Raw genomic sequence first — 15084 nt, 5'->3', positions numbered from 1 at the left:
CGCGAAATCGGTGTATCAGTCAACATCGATGTTGAAGCTGACGCCCTCTTCGCGAGCAGGCTCACTCCTACAAAGGTCCGGCTATTCGAGTTGATCAATCCTCGAGCGCGCGAACCCGTTCGTGGCGTTGCTGCTCTTCTGGTTGCGCGGAAGTCTGCAAGGTGAAATCAAAGTCGATTTCAGCAAACCGCCCGCTGACGCCATGGGCCGCGGCACGCTGTGGATCGTCGCTGAAGGTGATGTGGGCGATCAGCTCGTCGCGGGTGGCGTAGGCAAAATCGTCGTGCAGGTATTGATCACCGTCGAGGTTGATCTGGGTGGTCAGGTGACGATGGTCCGGTGCGGAGATAAAGAAGTGAACGTGCGCCGGACGCTGGCCATGTCGGCCCAGTTGATCGAGCAATTGCTGGGTTGGACCGTCTGGCGGGCAACCGTAGCCCGACGGCACGATGCTGCGGAAACGATAGCAGCCCTCGGCATCGGTGACGATGCGGCGGCGCAGGTTGAACGCCGATTGCGTGGTATCAAAATAGGAATACGTGCCGCCCGTGTTGGCGTGCCAGACATCCACCACCGCACCGGCCAATGGCTCGCCAGCGGTGTTGCGCACCTGGCCCTGCATGAACAGAACCACGCCCGGATCGACACCGTCATCCAGTCGCGCCTCACCTTCCGACAGCGGCGCACCCGCCACATACAGCGGGCCTTCGATGGTCCGCGGCGTACCGCCCGCCTTCCCCGCCTGCGCGTCTTCGGCGTCCATCAGCAAGTCCAGGTAATGTTCCAGACCCAGCCCTGCCACCAGCAAACCGGCTTCCTGACGCGCGCCCAGCACGTTGAGGTAATTGACGGCAGTCCAGAACTCTTCCGGGGTCACGGCCAGGTCTTCGATGATGTTCACCGAGTCACGCAGAATGCGATAGACCAGGGCTTTGACCCGCGGGTTGCCGGCTTCGTTGAGCAAGCCGCTGGCGTCTTCGAGAAACTTCTGGGCGCTGGCAGTGTGGGAAATCTTGACGTTCATTTTGGGTGGTTCCTCATCTTGTAATTATTAGCGTAGCGAACTGAACAGGCTGGGTCAGCGGTCATCCTCGCGAATGGAAGAAGGATGCCGGCACATCGCGTCGACCTCGATCGCCATGTACGGAAACAGCGGCAATTGCATCAGCAGGTCGTGCAGCTCCTGAACGCTGTCGACGTCGAAAACGCTGTAATTGGCATAGTGCCCGGCGATGCGCCACAGGTGCCGCCACTTGCCTTGCTCTTGCAGGCGCTGGGCCAGGGCCTTTTCATCGGTCTTGAGCCGGGTGGCGAGCTCCGGATTGATGTCGACCGGCAGATTCACGGTCATTTTTACGTGGAATAGCATGATGCTCTCCTCAGGCTTGATGAACGGAAGTGGATGTTTTGTCGCGACGGAAAAACGCCAGGCGTTCTTCGTCCAGGCTCAGACCAAGGCCCGGGGTCTGCGGGACATGCAGCGCAAAATCGCGATAGACCAGCGGCTCGCTGAGCAGGTCTTCAGTCAGCAGCAACGGGCCGAACAGCTCGGTGTCCCAGGCCAGTTTATTCAGGGTGATAAAGGCATGGGCCGAGGCCAGCGTGCCGATTCCGCCTTCCAGCATAGTGCCGCCGTACAAACCGATACCGGCAGCCTCGGCGATGGCAGCGGTCCGCAGCACGGCGCGAGGCCCGCCGTTCTTGGCGATTTTCAGGGCGAACACCGAAGCGGCGCCTTCGCGCGCCAGATTGAAGGCGTCTTCCACGCACTCGATGGATTCATCGGCCATGATCGGCGCCGGGCTCATGGCATTCAAGCGCACCATGCCGGCGCGGTTGTTGCGCGAGATTGGCTGTTCGATCAGATCGATGCCATTGCTGCCCAGTATCCGGCAGGCGCGCAGTGCGACCGCTTCGTCCCACGCCTGATTGACATCGACCCGTACACTGGCGCGGTCGCCCAAGGCTTTCTTGATCGCTATGACGTGGGCCAGGTCGCGATTGACTTCGCCGGCACCGATTTTCAGTTTGAAGATCCGGTGGCGACGCAAGTCGAGCATTTTTTCAGCTTCGGCGATGTCCTTGTCGGTGTCACCGCTGGCCAGGGTCCACGCCACCGGTAGCGCATTACGAACCCGGCCGCCGAGCAACTCGCTGACCGGCAGGCCAAGGCGTTTACCTTGAGCATCCAGCAACGCGGTTTCGATACCTGACTTGGCAAACGTATTGCCACGGATACTGCGCTCCAGGCGCAACATCGCCGCATTGATGTTGCCGCTGTCCTCACCGATCAGCAGGGGCGCGAAGTGTTTGTCGATGTTGGTCTTGATGCTGTCCGGGCTTTCGTTGCCATAGGCCAGGCCACCGATGGTGGTGGACTCGCCGATGCCTTCGATGCCATCGGCGCAGCGCACGCGGATGATCACCAGGGTCTGGTTCTGCATGGTGTGCATGGCGAGTTTGTGCGGGCGAATCGTTGGCAGATCGACGATGATCGTCTCGATCGATTCAATGGCTGTTGCACGCATGTCGATACCCGTCAGGTTCTTGAAGTTCTGAATTGGATTCTCATACGGCTTTTTACTTAGGGCCAATATAGAATTGGTCTGGCTCGATACCTTAAAGGTATTCAACTGATCAATGCCCGGAGGCACCATGGAACTGCGTCACCTGCGGTATTTTCAGGTGTTGGCTCAAACCCTCAACTTCACCCGCGCCGCCGAGCTGCTGCACATTGCCCAGCCGCCCCTGAGCCGGCAGATCCAGCAATTGGAAGATGAACTCGGGGTGATATTGCTGGAGCGCGGCCGTCCGCTGAAGCTGACCGACGCCGGGCGTTTCTTCCATGAACATGCCACCGCCCTGCTCGAACAACTGGCCAAGGTGTGCGACAACACCAAGCGGATCGGTCTGGGGGAAAAGACCTGGCTGGGCATCGGCTTTGCGCCATCGACGCTGTATGGCGTGCTGCCGGAACTGATTCGCCGTTTGCGCAGTGGCGAGCCTCTGGAGCTTGAGCTCGGGCTGTCGGAAATGACCACGCTGCAACAGGTGCAGGCGCTCAAGGCCGGGCGCATCGACATCGGTTTCGGGCGGATCCGCATCGACGACCCGGCGATCATTCAGACGGTATTGACCGAAGACCGGCTGGTTGCCGCCCTGCCCGCCGGCCATCCGCTGCTGGCCGGGCCGATCAGCCTTCGCCAACTGGCCAAGGAACCTTTTGTGCTGTACCCCGGCAATCCGCGCCCCAGCTACGCCGATCATGTGATTGCACTGTTCGAATCCTACGGCGTGAGCATCCACGTGGCGCAATGGACCAACGAGCTGCAAACAGCGATTGGTCTGGTGGGGGCCGGGATCGGGGTCACGCTGGTGCCTGCCTCGGTGCAGTTGTTGCACCGCGACGACATTGGTTTCACCCCGCTGCTGGAAGACAACGCGACCTCACCGATCATTCTCAGCCGGCGCGTGGGCGACGTGACACCGGGGTTGAATCATTGCTTGAAGATGATTGATGAGTTACTGCCCCGGAACCAACCATAACGCGATTCCGTAGCAGCTGGCGAAGCCTGCGTTCGGCTGCGCAGCAGTCGTAAAATCAGACTCCGCGGTGTATCAGGTGAAACGTGGATGCCGGTTTTACGACTGCTGCGCAGCCGAACGCAGGCTTCGCCAGCTGCTACATGGATCCATTTCAGCCAGCGAATATCGCTTTCGCCATCGCTACGAGAGCGCCTGCGAACTCTATGTGTTGGCTGTTGTTCATTTCGCTGGGGTTTTAATGCGAATCCCCATCCCACAACCAGTTCCAGATCCCCGGCAACTTCTCTGCCTCTGAACCGCTGCTGACGGTACGCGCCATGGCCGCCCGTTGCAGCGCCGCCGTGTCGTCATAAAACGGTTTCTGCGCCACCGTCACCCCGGTGCCACGGGCGCTATCAAGCAGAATTTGCAGGTATTCACGGGCATGCCGGGCGGTATACCGGTTCAAGTCGTGGAAGGTCACCACCACCGGAACCACACCGTCCACCGTCGGCAATTCGCCCAGCGCGATACGTTCACGCACTTCAGACAACTGCCGCAGCATGTTGGCCCGCCGCCGGGGGCTGGCGTTGAAGCCCCAGATTTTGCCGTCGTTGGCGCTCAGGTCAGTCAGCAGCAGGTGCATTCCGTGTCGCTGGTAGGCAGCAAACACACGCTTGTCGTAATTCCAGAAAGGTGGGCGCACCAGGGTGGGCGGCGCACCGGTGATCGCGGCGATGTCGGCACTGCCTTTGCTCAGCGACTGCTCCAGCTGTTCCGGGCTCAACGAGCGGTGATTGGTGTGCGAGTGGGTCGCCGTGTGGAAACCCAGCACATGCCCTTCAGCCTGTTCCCGGTGCATGACCCCGCGTCCGATGTCGCTGTCGCCGGCCCGTGGGGCGCCGGTCTGGACGAAGAACACCGCTTTGATCCTTGGCTGTACCGGGTTCTGCGCGAGGCTGTCGAGCACCGTCATGCTCGGGTTCCAGAAGCTCGACGCACTGGGACCGTCGTCGAACGTCAGCAGGAAGCGGATCGGAGGCTGCTCGCGCAGACGCTGTTCGGTCTGCGGGGTCAGTTCGATCGGTGAAGCGATGCAGCCCACCAACCCGGCAGCGAGGATGAGCGCAGAGATAACCTTGAACAGCTGTTTCATGGTTTGCCTTGAACCAGACCTTTACGGTCATCACGTTAAACGGCAAAAACCCTTCGCCCATTGATCCATTGTCGCCCCGCAAGTGGCTGCAGGCCGAGGTTGGATCAGGGTACACAGTGTTTGGTTCCAGCGCTCACCCGCCTGGCTTACTGCGCCAGCGACTGCTGGAACGAGTTGTCGATAATCGGCGCGGTGGCCAATGCCGCCGGCAGCGCCTTGACCTTGAACAGGAAGTCCGCGGTGCTCTGCAAATCCTTCGCAGCTTGCTCATCCACCGGGCCGACGGTCATGTGGGCCTGACGCAGCCAATGGCGTGACACGTTCTGGTCTAGGTTGGCTTTCTTCGCCCACAGGTCGGCGTATTCGTCGGTGTGGTTGTCGACCCAGGCCCGGGCTTTTTTCAGGCGCACCAGGAAGTCTGCGATGGCTTCGCGCTTGCTCTCGATCGACGGTGTAGACGCGGCAATGGCGCTCAGGCCGGGCATAAGATTTTTCGCCGTGAGAATCGGCCGGGCGCCGGAGAACAGAATCTGCTGGGAAATGTAGGGTTCCCAGACCGGGAAGGCGTCGATGCTTCCTTGCGGCAACGCGGCGGCGGCATCGATGGGCATCAGTTTGATGAAGTCGACGTAGTCCTCCGGCAGATCGGCTTTTTCCAAGGCGCGCAGGGTCAGTTGCTGGCTCCAGGCACCGGGCCAGTAGGCGACTTTCTTGCCCTTCAGGTCGGTAATGGTTTTGACCGGTGAATCCTTGGGCACCAGCAAGGCGATGGTGTCGGGGTTCTGCCGCGACACGCCGATCAACTTCACCGGCGCCTGTTTGGCCGCCAGGAACAGAAAACCGGAATCACCGAGAAAGCCCACATCCAGGGCACCCGTGTTCAGCGCTTCGGCCAGTGGAGCGGCGGCCTGAAAGTGCTTCCAGTCGACGGTATAGGGCGCCCCTTCCAGCACACCCGACGCCTCCACCGAGGCGCGAACGTTGTAGTAGTTCTGATCACCGACGTGCAACACGACGGGTTCTGCGGCATGGCTCAGTGGCGCGGCAAACATTGCGCTGGTCAACAGACCGCGCACGAATCGGGACAGGTTCATCGAAGGCTCCAGGAACGTATTTTTATAGACCCTATCGCTCTTACAGCACCGCTTATAAATTCTATTTATGCATAAGCTCATGACCGACAGACCTCGCTGTTCACCCAGCAACAGCGACTCAACAGAGTGTCTTCATCGGAACAGCCAATCCCCTCATTCTCACCGCCAAAGCCCTGAAAAATCTGCCACTGCGCGACATGGCACAGAGCCTGCAATATTCCTTTTATGCAGGAAGCATTCGTAAAAAATAAATTTTTGGACATAAGAATCTCGCCGCCTTGCCCGGAGCTGTCCCATGAAACCGACCTTCCGCTTTCCAAACGTCAGGTACCTGCTGAGCGCCTGCGCCCTGGCCCTGAGCCTGCAACCCGTGGCGCAGGCAGCCGAAACCGTACCGGCCGAAGTGCACCTCGATTACGCCTATTACTCGCCGGTGAGCCTGGTGCTCAAGCACTTCGGTTTCCTCGAAAAGGCCTTGCCACAAACCAAGGTCAGCTGGGTGTTGAGCCAGGGCAGCAACCGCTCGCTGGAATACCTCAACAGTGGCGGTGTCGACTTCGCATCGTCCGCCAGCCTGGCCGCCGTGCTCAGCCGCGCCAACGGCAGCCCGATCAAATCGGTCTACGTCTACAGCCGCGCCGAATGGACCGCGCTGGTGGTGCGCAAGGATTCGCCGTACAAAACCGTGGCTGATCTGAAGGGCAAGAAAATCGCCGCCACCAAAGGCACCGACCCGTACCTGTTCACCTTGCGCAGCCTGCAACAGGCGGGCCTGAGCAAGGACGATGTCGAGCTGGTGCATTTGCAGCACCCGGATGGTCGCACCGCGCTGGAAAAAGGTGACGTCGACGCCTGGGCCGGCCTTGATCCGCACATGGCGGCCAGCGAAGTCCAGGCCGGTTCGCGCTTGCTGTATCGCAACACCCATTTCAACAGCTACGGCGTGGTCAGCGTCACCGACACCTATGCCAAAGAACATCCACAGACCATCGAAACCGTCCTGAGCGCCTATGAAAAGGCCCGGGACTGGGCGGTAAAAAACCCTGACGAACTGGCGAAGTTGCTCGCGACCGAATCCGGTCTGCCCCTGGAAGTGGCCAAGTTGCAGTTGTCGCGCACCGACCTGAGCAGCCCGCAATTGACCGCCAAGGATGTGATTGCCTCCAAGGCCGCCGCACCGATCCTGGTCTCTGAAGAACTGGTTCGCCGTGGGGTGAATGTCGACCAGGTGATCGATCAGTTGATCGACACCGGCTTCAAGGAAACCGTAGCCCGTCAGTAACAATAAAAGCTCGCAGCCTCGTTTCACTCGACAGCTGCTACACGGAAATAGGCGTTCCTTGTAGCAGCTGTCGAGTGAAACGAGGCTGCGATCTCTTGATTTTCCCCGCGCCCGTTGCGGATTCGTCGTGACTGGAGAAACCCATGACCAGCAAAAGCAAAGACCTGCCCGCCCCCCTGGCACTGCCTGCACCCGGAGGCCTGAGCAACGCCTGGAAACTGCGCCTCAAGGGCCTGGCGCTGCCGGTACTCATCGTGCTGGTGCTGGAAGTCGTCGTGCGCATCGGCTGGCTGCCGTCCTATCAAATGCCGGCCCCGAGCGAGGTCGCGGTGACCCTCAGTGACCTGGCCGAAGGCACATTGTGGAAACACATTAGCGCCAGTCTGCTGCGGGTGCTGCTGGGTTTCGCCATTGGCGCCAGCCTGGCCTTGGTGTTCGCCGCGTGGGTGGGTTTGAGCCGCGAAGCCGAAGCGTATCTGGAACCGACGTTCGCCGGATTGCGCTCGATTCCGAGCCTGGCCTGGGTGCCGCTATTGCTGTTGTGGCTGGGCATCGACGAGACCTCGAAAATCGTCCTGATCGCCATCGGCGCGTTCTTCCCGGTGTACCTCAACGGCGTCGCGGCGATTCGCGACATCGACCGCAAACTGGTGGAAGTCGGGCAAATGTACGGCTTCAGCCGGTGGCGCCTGGTGAGGCGAATTCTGTTGCCCGCCGCCCTGCCCGGCCTGTTCACCGGATTGCGCAGCGGCATGAGCCTGGCCTGGATGTTTCTGGTGGCCGCCGAGCTGATCGCCGCCACCAAAGGCCTGGGCTATTTGCTCAGTGACGGTCGCGAGACCTCACGCCCGGACATTGTCCTGGCCGCCATCATCGTATTGGCGCTGCTGGGCAAACTCAGCGACGGCATCCTCGCCGGCCTGGAGAAACGCTTCCTGGCCTGGCGCGACACCTTCAACGGCCAAAGCGCAGAGGATTGAGCCATGACCGAACACTTGCTGGACATTCGCGTCGAGCGCAAAACCTTCGCCGCCATTACGGTCCTCAACAACATCCATCTGCAACTGCAACCCAGGGAAACCGTCAGCCTGCTGGGCCCCAGCGGCTGCGGCAAAAGCACTTTGCTGCGGATCGTCGCGGGCCTGGAAAAGGACTTCCAGGGTGAGCTGCGCAACAACGCCGGGGAAGTCGCGTTCGTGTTTCAGGAACCCCGGCTGATGCCCTGGCTGACAGTCGAGCAAAACATCGGTTTCAGCGCCGACAGTCATTACGACAAGGCCTGGGTCGCGCAACTGATCGAAGAAGTCGGCCTCGGCGGCTTTGCACAGGCGCTGCCCAAAGCCTTGTCCGGCGGCATGGCGCAACGGGTGGCGATCGCCCGCGGCCTCTACTCGCGACCGCAGGTGCTGTTATTGGACGAACCGTTCAGCGCAGTGGACGCCTTCACGCGGATGAAACTCCAGGACCTGTTGCTGCAACTGGCCGAGCGTCACGCCATCGCCCTGCTGCTGGTGACGCACGACGTCGATGAAGCCCTGTACCTCAGCGATCGCGTATTGGTGATGGACAATCGCCCGAGCAGCATTCGTCAGGAACTGGCCGTGGAGCTGCCCCATCCTCGCGACCGGCGGGACCCGCTGCTCGCGCAATTGAAGGCGTTGTCGTTGACCGAGTTGCAGCGTGCGCAGGTGATTTGATCGGTGTCCGTAAAATCGCCTTCTCCGGCAAGCCGTGCTCCTACACTGAAAGCTCAAGCCGGAGGATCAGCCGATGTGCGGACGCCTGTCGCAGTACCGTGGCATTCACGACTTTGTCGCGGTGCTGAGCATTCCCGACGCGCTGATCAACCACGTCGGTGATGAACCGCTGGCCCGCTACAACGCCGCGCCCACCACCCAGCTCGCGCTGCTGCACCTTGAGCCCGATGGATTACACGCCGATTCGGTGCGATGGGGATGGCGTCCGCACTGGGCAAAGGATCGCGCGGCGCCGATCAACGCCCGGGTCGAAAAAGTGGCTCACGGCCCTTTCTTCCGGGCGATCTGGCCGCACCGTGCCATTGTGCCGATCGACAACTGGTTCGAATGGGTGGATGCCGGCGATAAGACGAGGCAGCCCTGGCTCATTCGTCGACGTGATCGGGCGCCGATCTGCTGCGCGGCAATCGGCCAGTTTGCCCACGGGGGCAGCGACGACGGTTTTGTCATCATCACGGCGGACAGCGCCGGCGGCATGCTCGACATTCATGACCGGCGGCCGGTTGTGTTGTCGGCGGAACTGGCGCGCGAATGGCTGGACCCGACCACGCCCAAAGAACGCGCCGAGCAGATGGTGCTTATGCAAGGGGAAGTCAGCGAAGTGTTCGAGTGGTACAGGGTCGATAAAGCGGTGGGAAATGTCAGGAACCAGGGTGCGATGTTGATAGACAAGCTTATTTAAAGTGGATCCATTCCTGGACCTGAATAACCGCACGACGTAAACGTTACACAGACTGTTTCATCGTAGAAACACTTGTCGATGTGCGGCCTAACGACGCATTAACCGCTTGTCCGACAATTCATTCATCGTACATACATTTAGCAACACTACCGCTAGCATGCGCGCCGCATTTCCCTCGGCAGTACCCAGTTGACCAAAGAGTCAATAACTAAGGAAATCCCTAAACCTAACAAGCCTTGCAGAGAACTAAGTTGCGCGACGATCTTGTAATTAATCAAGTCAGCGGTCTGGAGTGCGTGTACCTGTCGCTGACAGAACGCTATCAACTTGACTGTTTTATCGGGCAATACATAAAGACCCGAAACCTGCGTTCCATCCCCAATATCAACGACATCCTGCGTTCAACCCTCGCGACCTACTCCGGCAAACCGCCGGTCATGGTCAACGAGCTGAATGCCTGGATCGACAAGACATTGGGTTATCGGGCCTCCCACCCTGATTTTCCGCCGCTGGAAGATCTTTGAAGTGATGTGCGGTTCAGTTCAACACTGAACGAACCGGACATCGTTGCACTCTGAAGAAGAGGCCCATCAAGGCCTCTTTTTTTTGCTCTGATCATTTGCACAAGGATTGCACCGCAGACTTCCGAGTGCCCTGTTCGACGACTGACCCAAAGCCCTCGCGGACTTCAGGAGGAATACATGAGCGAACTCGTTCCCTATGCCGTGCACTATTTGCTCGACGGCGTTCGGCAGCACTTTTTCAAACTGGCCGAACAGTTCTCCGATGTGGACGCGATCCATTCGGCCTCCGCGCATGCCTTTCCGCAATCCGACCGAAAGATCGCCGCACACGCCTCCCTGGAAACGGCGCGCTTGAGCGCTCAACAATTGGGCATCACGCACATACGCTGGAATGAGGCGATCTGACCCCGCCTTTGTGGCGAGGGGATTTAGCGAAACGTCGCACCGCCCCGTTCGGCTGCGAAGCAGTCGTAAATCCAGACAACCCGGTCTATATGAACGGACGCTGGGGGGCCGCTTCGCGACCCAACGGGGATAAATCCCCTCACCACAGTTTTTTGCTCTACTGGAGATTGTCTTGAGCTTGATTGCGGTTGGGTATGCAAATCGGTCAAGGCTTCAGCGGAATCTCTATATCGCGGTCTGAGAGCTCTCGACTGTCGTCATGTTTCCAAGTCTTCTCTGCACGCCTCTGCCGCTCAATCTCCTCTTCCGAGGGTTCATCCTTTTTTTCATCCAGGTCCGTACGTTTAGAATCGTTGGCCATGCTCACCTCGCTTCCTGATGGAATCCCCTTTAAGCGTAGAACAATTTCCCGAGCACAGCTCAAAGCCACCAGCGCAGCAAAAAGAAAAACCCCATGCTCAACAACATGCTGAGCAAGGTATTACGGGTGTACAGCACCAAGCCCACCGCCACCAGCGAACTGATCAGGTACGGATTGTCCCACTGCAAATTCAGCTGTTTTTCCGGCATGAACACAATCGGCCCGCAGATCGCGGTCAACATCCCCGGCACGGCAAAACCGAGGAACTGCCGGGCGTTGCTGCTCAAGCGTAGCGGCAGCCGAGGTTCGAGGAATACGTAGCGGTTCAGGAAGACGAGTACGCCCATCCCGATAATCACAGCCCAGACCATCATGTGCGGCCCCCATAGAATTTGTTGCAGATAAAGCCCGCGGTCATGCCCAGCAACCCCGACAGCACCAGCGCCGAACCCCATTGCCAGTAGCTGAACAACACCGAGCAAAACAGCGAAACCGCGACGCAGACCACCGTCGGCACATTGCGCACCACCGGGGTGATCAAAGCAATAAAGGTCGCGGCAATGGAGAAATCCAGCCCCAGGTGTTCGAGGCCAGGAATGCTGCTGCCCAGGACGATGCCGGCCAGTGTGAACAGGTTCCAGGCGATGTAAAACGTCAGGCCGACGCCCAAGGCGTACCAGCGATTGAACTGCTGTTTGTCATGCTGGCTGGTCAGGGCGAACAGCTCGTCGGTGAGCAGAAAACCCAGCCCCACGCGCCAGCGACCCGGCAGCGGTGAAATCACCGAGCGCAGGCTCATCCCGTACAGCAAATGCTGGGAAGTCAGTAACAGCGTGGTCAGCAGGATCGAAAAGACCCCGGCGCCGCCCTTGAGCATGCCGATGGCAACCAGTTGCGCGGCACCGGCAAACACGATGCTCGACAAGCCCTGACCTTGCAGCGGCGTGAGATTGGCCTCGATGGCCATGGACCCGGCCAACAGCCCCCAGGGCGCCGTCGCCAGGGACAACGGCATGATCGCCACGGCGCCGCGAAGAAAGGCACTGCGCGGCATGAGTGAGTTCGACATAACGCTCTACAACCAGGGAAAGTCGCCAGACTGTGCCAGCAGTCGCGGTCGAAGGCTTGAACAATCTTGCGCACTTGCGGGCAACGCTCGCCGAATGGCTCTGAAGCGCTGTAAATGAAGAGAACCCGAGTACCATGGAGCCATTCGTATAACGCGTCAGGGAGTCGACATGCTTTACCGGATTGCCGCCGATGGGCTGGTGCTGTTTCATTTGCTGTTCATTCTGTTCGTGCTGTTCGGCGGGCTGCTGGTGCTCAAATGGCGCCCCTTGATCTGGTGGCACCTGCCCGCTGCGGCGTGGGGCGTGAGCGTGGAAGTGTTCCACCTGACGTGCCCGCTGACGCAATGGGAAAACCTCATGCGTGAGGCCGCCGGGCAAACCGGTTACGGCGGTGGTTTCATCGAACATTATGTTTGGCCGGTCATCTACCCGGCCGGGCTGACACCGACGATTCAACTGGCACTGGGCAGCGTGGTGCTGGCGATCAACGTAATGGTCTATCTTCGGCTGATCAGGCTGTGGAAGTTACGCCGGGCATCCTGAAATACCCGCCGAGGACAGGACATGCTGTCGATTGAAGACCTGACGTTGCTCGAAGCCATCCGCGAAACCGGCAGCCTGTCGCGGGCCGCTGCCCACTTGGGTAAGGCGCCCTCGACGGTGTCCTACGCGGCGCGGCAACTGGAAGAACGCTTCGACGCCTTGTTGTTCGACCGTCGTCGTTATCGCTTGCAGCTGACCCCGGCGGGTGAGTTGCTGGTGAACGAGGCGGCGCGGCTGATGCAGGATGTCGCCCGGCTGACCCAACGAGTGCAACAAGTGGCCAATGGCTGGGAAAGCCGGCTATGGATCGTCACCGACGAACTGCTCGAATTCGAAACCTTGATCCCGGTAATCCACGAGTTCGACGCGCTGGAGTCCGGCGTACCGCTGCGCATCACTCACGAAGTGCTCAAAGGCGTGTGGGAATCCCTGCGTGAAGGCCGCGCGGACTTGATCATCGGCGCCACCAATGAGCCGCCGGCCATCCCCAGCCTGCGCTGGATGCAACTGGGTGAAATGGAGTGGGTGTTCGCGGTCTCGCCCAAGCACCCGCTGGCCAATGCCAGGGAACCGATTTCAAGGGCGATGGTTGCGCAGCACCGGGCAATTGTCGTGGCCGATTCGTCCAAGGCGACGGAGGGCAGCACGTATGGCGTCTCCGGCGGCCAGCCCGTGCTCGCAGTGCCGACCATGCGTGCCAAGATTCTCGCCCAGTGCGATGGCCTCGGCGTGGGCTGGTTGCCCAGGCATCGGGTCAGCGCATTACTGAAAAACGGCACGCTGGTGGAAAAGCAGATGGCTGATCCGCGAGAACCGAACATTCTGTACGCCGGCTGGCGCGGCGATCATGACGGTCGCGCCCTGGGCTGGTGGCTGGAAAAACTCAAGCAATCGTACCTGTCCACAAAACTGGTCCAGGGCAGCGACCGCTTCGTTTGAACTCAGTTTGCAATGACACTCATGTTCCGCCCACTGGCCTTGGCCACATACAAGGCCTTGTCCGCAGCACTCACCAAATCGTTAGGCTTACCCTGAGAGGCCGGGTTGTAGGCACAAACCCCCACACTGACGGTCACCGTACCTTCCGGGCACTCGCTGTGTTCGATCCCGGCCTGCTGTACCGCGCGGCGGATTTTTTCCGCGACCAGAAACGCCCCCACATAGTCGGTGCCGGGCAGTACCACCGTAAATTCCTCGCCGCCATAGCGAGCGGCCAGATCGCCAGGTCGTTTGATGTTGTCCTGGATGATTGCGCTGATTTTGCGCAAACATTCATCCCCCGCCACATGCCCGTAACGATCGTTGAAACTCTTGAAGTGGTCGACATCGATCATCAGCATGGCGAGGTGAGTCAGGGTGCGCCGGGCACGGCCCATTTCCGCGAGGATGAACAGATCGAACTGACGCCGGTTGGAAAGCCCGGTCAGTGCGTCTTCGAGCGCCAGCAATTCAAGGCTGCGGTTGACCTCGAGAAGCTTTTCCTGGGCATCGAGCAACACGCTCTGAATGTGATTCTGCTGCTTCATGAAGCGTATGAGTCGATAACCGAGCCCGCCCAGAAACACCAGCAGCAACAGCACGATGCCAGCGCTGAGGATTGACTCCTCGCGCCAGCCGGCCAGCACGTCGTTCTTGTCGAGAGCGGCGAAAACGATCAGCGGATAACCATCGACCCGTCGAAACCCCACCACTCGCTCGACACCATCCACATAAGACTTGACGGTGGCCGTGCCGGAATTGCTCTTGGGCAACAGTTGCGTAAACAGCGGTCCCTTGGCGACGCTGGTGCCGACTTCCGCTTCGTTGAAGGGCCGGCGAACGACGATGGTGGCGTCGTCGGCGATCAGGTTGATCACGCCGTTTTTGCCCATGTCGATGCTGTCGTAGAGCCCGAGGAAATGGCTGAGATAGATCGATGCCAGCGCGACACCGGCAAAGCTGCCATCCGGATGATTGATCCGGCGTGACACGGTCATGATCCATTCGCTGGTCGATCGACTCTTGATCGACGGGCCGATGTAGGGGCCGCGGTCAGGATGATCACGATGGTAGATGAAATACTCGCGGTCGGAATTGTTCGCGCCGGGCATATCCGCACCATTGGAGTTGGCGATCCACCCCCCTCGTTCGTCGAATACGAACAAGCCATGGAGCTGGGCCAGCTCACTGCGCTGGGCGCTGAGCAAGCGGCGCAACCTGGGTAGCTGCGCCGGAGCCACGCCCTCGTTTTCGAGGCGGTCCACCAGGGTAAACAGCAGCGTATCGGCCTGTTTGACCGACGCCTGCGCTTGCGATGCCAAGGTCTGGGCAAGGTTGGACATTGCCACTTCTTTGTCATGCAAATGGTACTGGCGCGAGTTCCAGGCTTCCCAGATGACAATGGCCGTCATGGACAGGCACACCGCCACGAGCAGGGCAACCGCGTAACGGACCCTGAGCCTGGACTCAATGTGCTCGGGCACCCAAGGCGCGACGGGCCGGGGGTGTTCAATTCGGTCGTTGATGGACGGATGTCCCATGACGCTCCCTGAATCGTTATGACATGGCGAATTTTCCCGTTCGCCCTTTTTGCGCCATCCAGCCGTGTCTGACACTCGTATCGCAATGCCCCATCAGAAACAAGATAGGTGATTTTGCTAGCGTTGTGACGGGTTTGTGTGGGGTGACGATGCCACCCCACGGGTT

General features: G+C 59.8%; 18 protein-coding genes. 9 read left to right on the top strand and 9 right to left on the bottom strand.

Features of this window, described 5'->3' with window-relative positions:
- Positions 1-94: 94 nt before the first annotated feature.
- The 3 genes from catA to ACYZTY_RS11110 are packed head-to-tail and all read right to left on the bottom strand — an operon-like array spanning position 95 to position 2528.
- Entirely contained in the window at positions 95-1024 is a 930-nt protein-coding gene (catA, locus tag ACYZTY_RS11120) for a catechol 1,2-dioxygenase (protein ID WP_461958512.1), read from the bottom strand.
- A gap of 54 nt (positions 1025-1078) precedes the next feature.
- Positions 1079-1369 carry a muconolactone Delta-isomerase gene (catC, locus tag ACYZTY_RS11115; RefSeq protein ID WP_461958511.1) on the bottom strand — a complete coding sequence of 97 codons (291 nt, stop codon included), beginning with the start codon at positions 1367-1369 and terminating at the stop codon, positions 1079-1081.
- A 10-nt stretch (positions 1370-1379) separates the two neighbouring features.
- Positions 1380-2528: a muconate cycloisomerase family protein gene (locus ACYZTY_RS11110; protein WP_461958510.1), complete on the bottom strand. Its 1149-nt coding sequence runs from the start codon at positions 2526-2528 to the stop codon at positions 1380-1382.
- A gap of 127 nt (positions 2529-2655) precedes the next feature.
- Between ACYZTY_RS11110 and ACYZTY_RS11105 the strand changes: the two genes are divergently transcribed.
- Complete coding sequence (locus ACYZTY_RS11105) at positions 2656-3546, top strand: LysR family transcriptional regulator (protein ID WP_461958509.1); 891 nt, start codon at positions 2656-2658, stop codon at positions 3544-3546.
- Between the two features lie 235 nt (positions 3547-3781).
- Here ACYZTY_RS11105 and ACYZTY_RS11100 read toward each other — a convergent pair whose 3' ends face one another.
- Both ACYZTY_RS11100 and ACYZTY_RS11095 read right to left on the bottom strand, forming a co-directional pair.
- The gene (locus ACYZTY_RS11100) at positions 3782-4681 is read right to left on the bottom strand and encodes a polysaccharide deacetylase family protein (RefSeq protein WP_461958508.1); all 900 of its coding nucleotides are present in this window, start codon (positions 4679-4681) and stop codon (positions 3782-3784) included.
- Between the two features lie 146 nt (positions 4682-4827).
- Positions 4828-5733 (bottom strand): ABC transporter substrate-binding protein, encoded by a 906-nt coding sequence (locus tag ACYZTY_RS11095; protein WP_461959295.1) that lies wholly within the window; start codon positions 5731-5733, stop codon positions 4828-4830.
- A 337-nt stretch (positions 5734-6070) separates the two neighbouring features.
- On the opposite strand from ACYZTY_RS11095, the gene ACYZTY_RS11090 reads away from it, so the two are divergent.
- The 6 genes from ACYZTY_RS11090 to ACYZTY_RS11065 all read left to right on the top strand — a co-directional run bounded on the left by ACYZTY_RS11090 (position 6071) and on the right by ACYZTY_RS11065 (position 10425).
- Positions 6071-7057, top strand: a complete 987-nt coding sequence (locus tag ACYZTY_RS11090; RefSeq protein WP_461958507.1) for an aliphatic sulfonate ABC transporter substrate-binding protein — start codon at positions 6071-6073, stop codon at positions 7055-7057.
- A gap of 143 nt (positions 7058-7200) precedes the next feature.
- Positions 7201-8037: an ABC transporter permease gene (locus ACYZTY_RS11085; protein ID WP_461958506.1), complete on the top strand. Its 837-nt coding sequence runs from the start codon at positions 7201-7203 to the stop codon at positions 8035-8037.
- A gap of 3 nt (positions 8038-8040) precedes the next feature.
- On the top strand, positions 8041-8754 hold the full coding sequence (locus ACYZTY_RS11080; protein ID WP_461958505.1) for an ABC transporter ATP-binding protein: 714 nt from the start codon (positions 8041-8043) through the stop codon (positions 8752-8754).
- Between the two features lie 73 nt (positions 8755-8827).
- Positions 8828-9496: an SOS response-associated peptidase gene (locus ACYZTY_RS11075; RefSeq protein WP_461958504.1), complete on the top strand. Its 669-nt coding sequence runs from the start codon at positions 8828-8830 to the stop codon at positions 9494-9496.
- Between the two features lie 251 nt (positions 9497-9747).
- Positions 9748-10020, top strand: coding sequence for a hypothetical protein (locus ACYZTY_RS11070; protein WP_461958503.1), 273 nt, complete (start codon positions 9748-9750; stop codon positions 10018-10020).
- Between the two features lie 177 nt (positions 10021-10197).
- A complete protein-coding gene (locus tag ACYZTY_RS11065; protein WP_461958502.1) occupies positions 10198-10425 on the top strand; it encodes a DUF6555 family protein in 228 nt (75 codons plus the stop codon).
- A gap of 205 nt (positions 10426-10630) precedes the next feature.
- On the opposite strand, the gene ACYZTY_RS11060 is transcribed toward ACYZTY_RS11065, so the two are convergent.
- Genes ACYZTY_RS11060 through ACYZTY_RS11050 form a run of 3 tightly spaced genes read right to left on the bottom strand, consistent with a single transcriptional unit; the run spans position 10631 to position 11855 of the window.
- Positions 10631-10786, bottom strand: a complete 156-nt coding sequence (locus ACYZTY_RS11060; RefSeq protein WP_461958501.1) for a hypothetical protein — start codon at positions 10784-10786, stop codon at positions 10631-10633.
- A 59-nt stretch (positions 10787-10845) separates the two neighbouring features.
- Entirely contained in the window at positions 10846-11157 is a 312-nt protein-coding gene (locus ACYZTY_RS11055; RefSeq protein ID WP_165557448.1) for an AzlD domain-containing protein, read from the bottom strand.
- On the bottom strand, positions 11157-11855 hold the full coding sequence (locus tag ACYZTY_RS11050) for an AzlC family ABC transporter permease (RefSeq protein ID WP_131060224.1): 699 nt from the start codon (positions 11853-11855) through the stop codon (positions 11157-11159). Before ACYZTY_RS11050 ends, ACYZTY_RS11055 begins: the two co-directional genes overlap by 1 nt.
- Positions 11856-12024: 169 nt before the next feature.
- Here ACYZTY_RS11050 and ACYZTY_RS11045 point away from each other — a divergent pair, with 169 nt between their 5' ends.
- Positions 12025-12399 (top strand): DUF2784 domain-containing protein, encoded by a 375-nt coding sequence (locus ACYZTY_RS11045; protein ID WP_461958500.1) that lies wholly within the window; start codon positions 12025-12027, stop codon positions 12397-12399.
- 21 nt (positions 12400-12420) lie between these two features.
- Positions 12421-13338, top strand: coding sequence for a LysR family transcriptional regulator (locus ACYZTY_RS11040; RefSeq protein WP_461958499.1), 918 nt, complete (start codon positions 12421-12423; stop codon positions 13336-13338).
- Between the two features lie 2 nt (positions 13339-13340).
- Here ACYZTY_RS11040 and ACYZTY_RS11035 read toward each other — a convergent pair whose 3' ends face one another.
- Positions 13341-14918: a sensor domain-containing diguanylate cyclase gene (locus tag ACYZTY_RS11035; RefSeq protein WP_461958498.1), complete on the bottom strand. Its 1578-nt coding sequence runs from the start codon at positions 14916-14918 to the stop codon at positions 13341-13343.
- Between the last annotated feature and the right edge of the window lie 166 nt (positions 14919-15084).

This window comes from Pseudomonas sp. LB1P83, assembly GCF_054897885.1.
The sequence above is the reverse complement of the archived record's forward strand: the minus strand, read 5'-3'. Positions and strand labels throughout refer to the sequence as shown.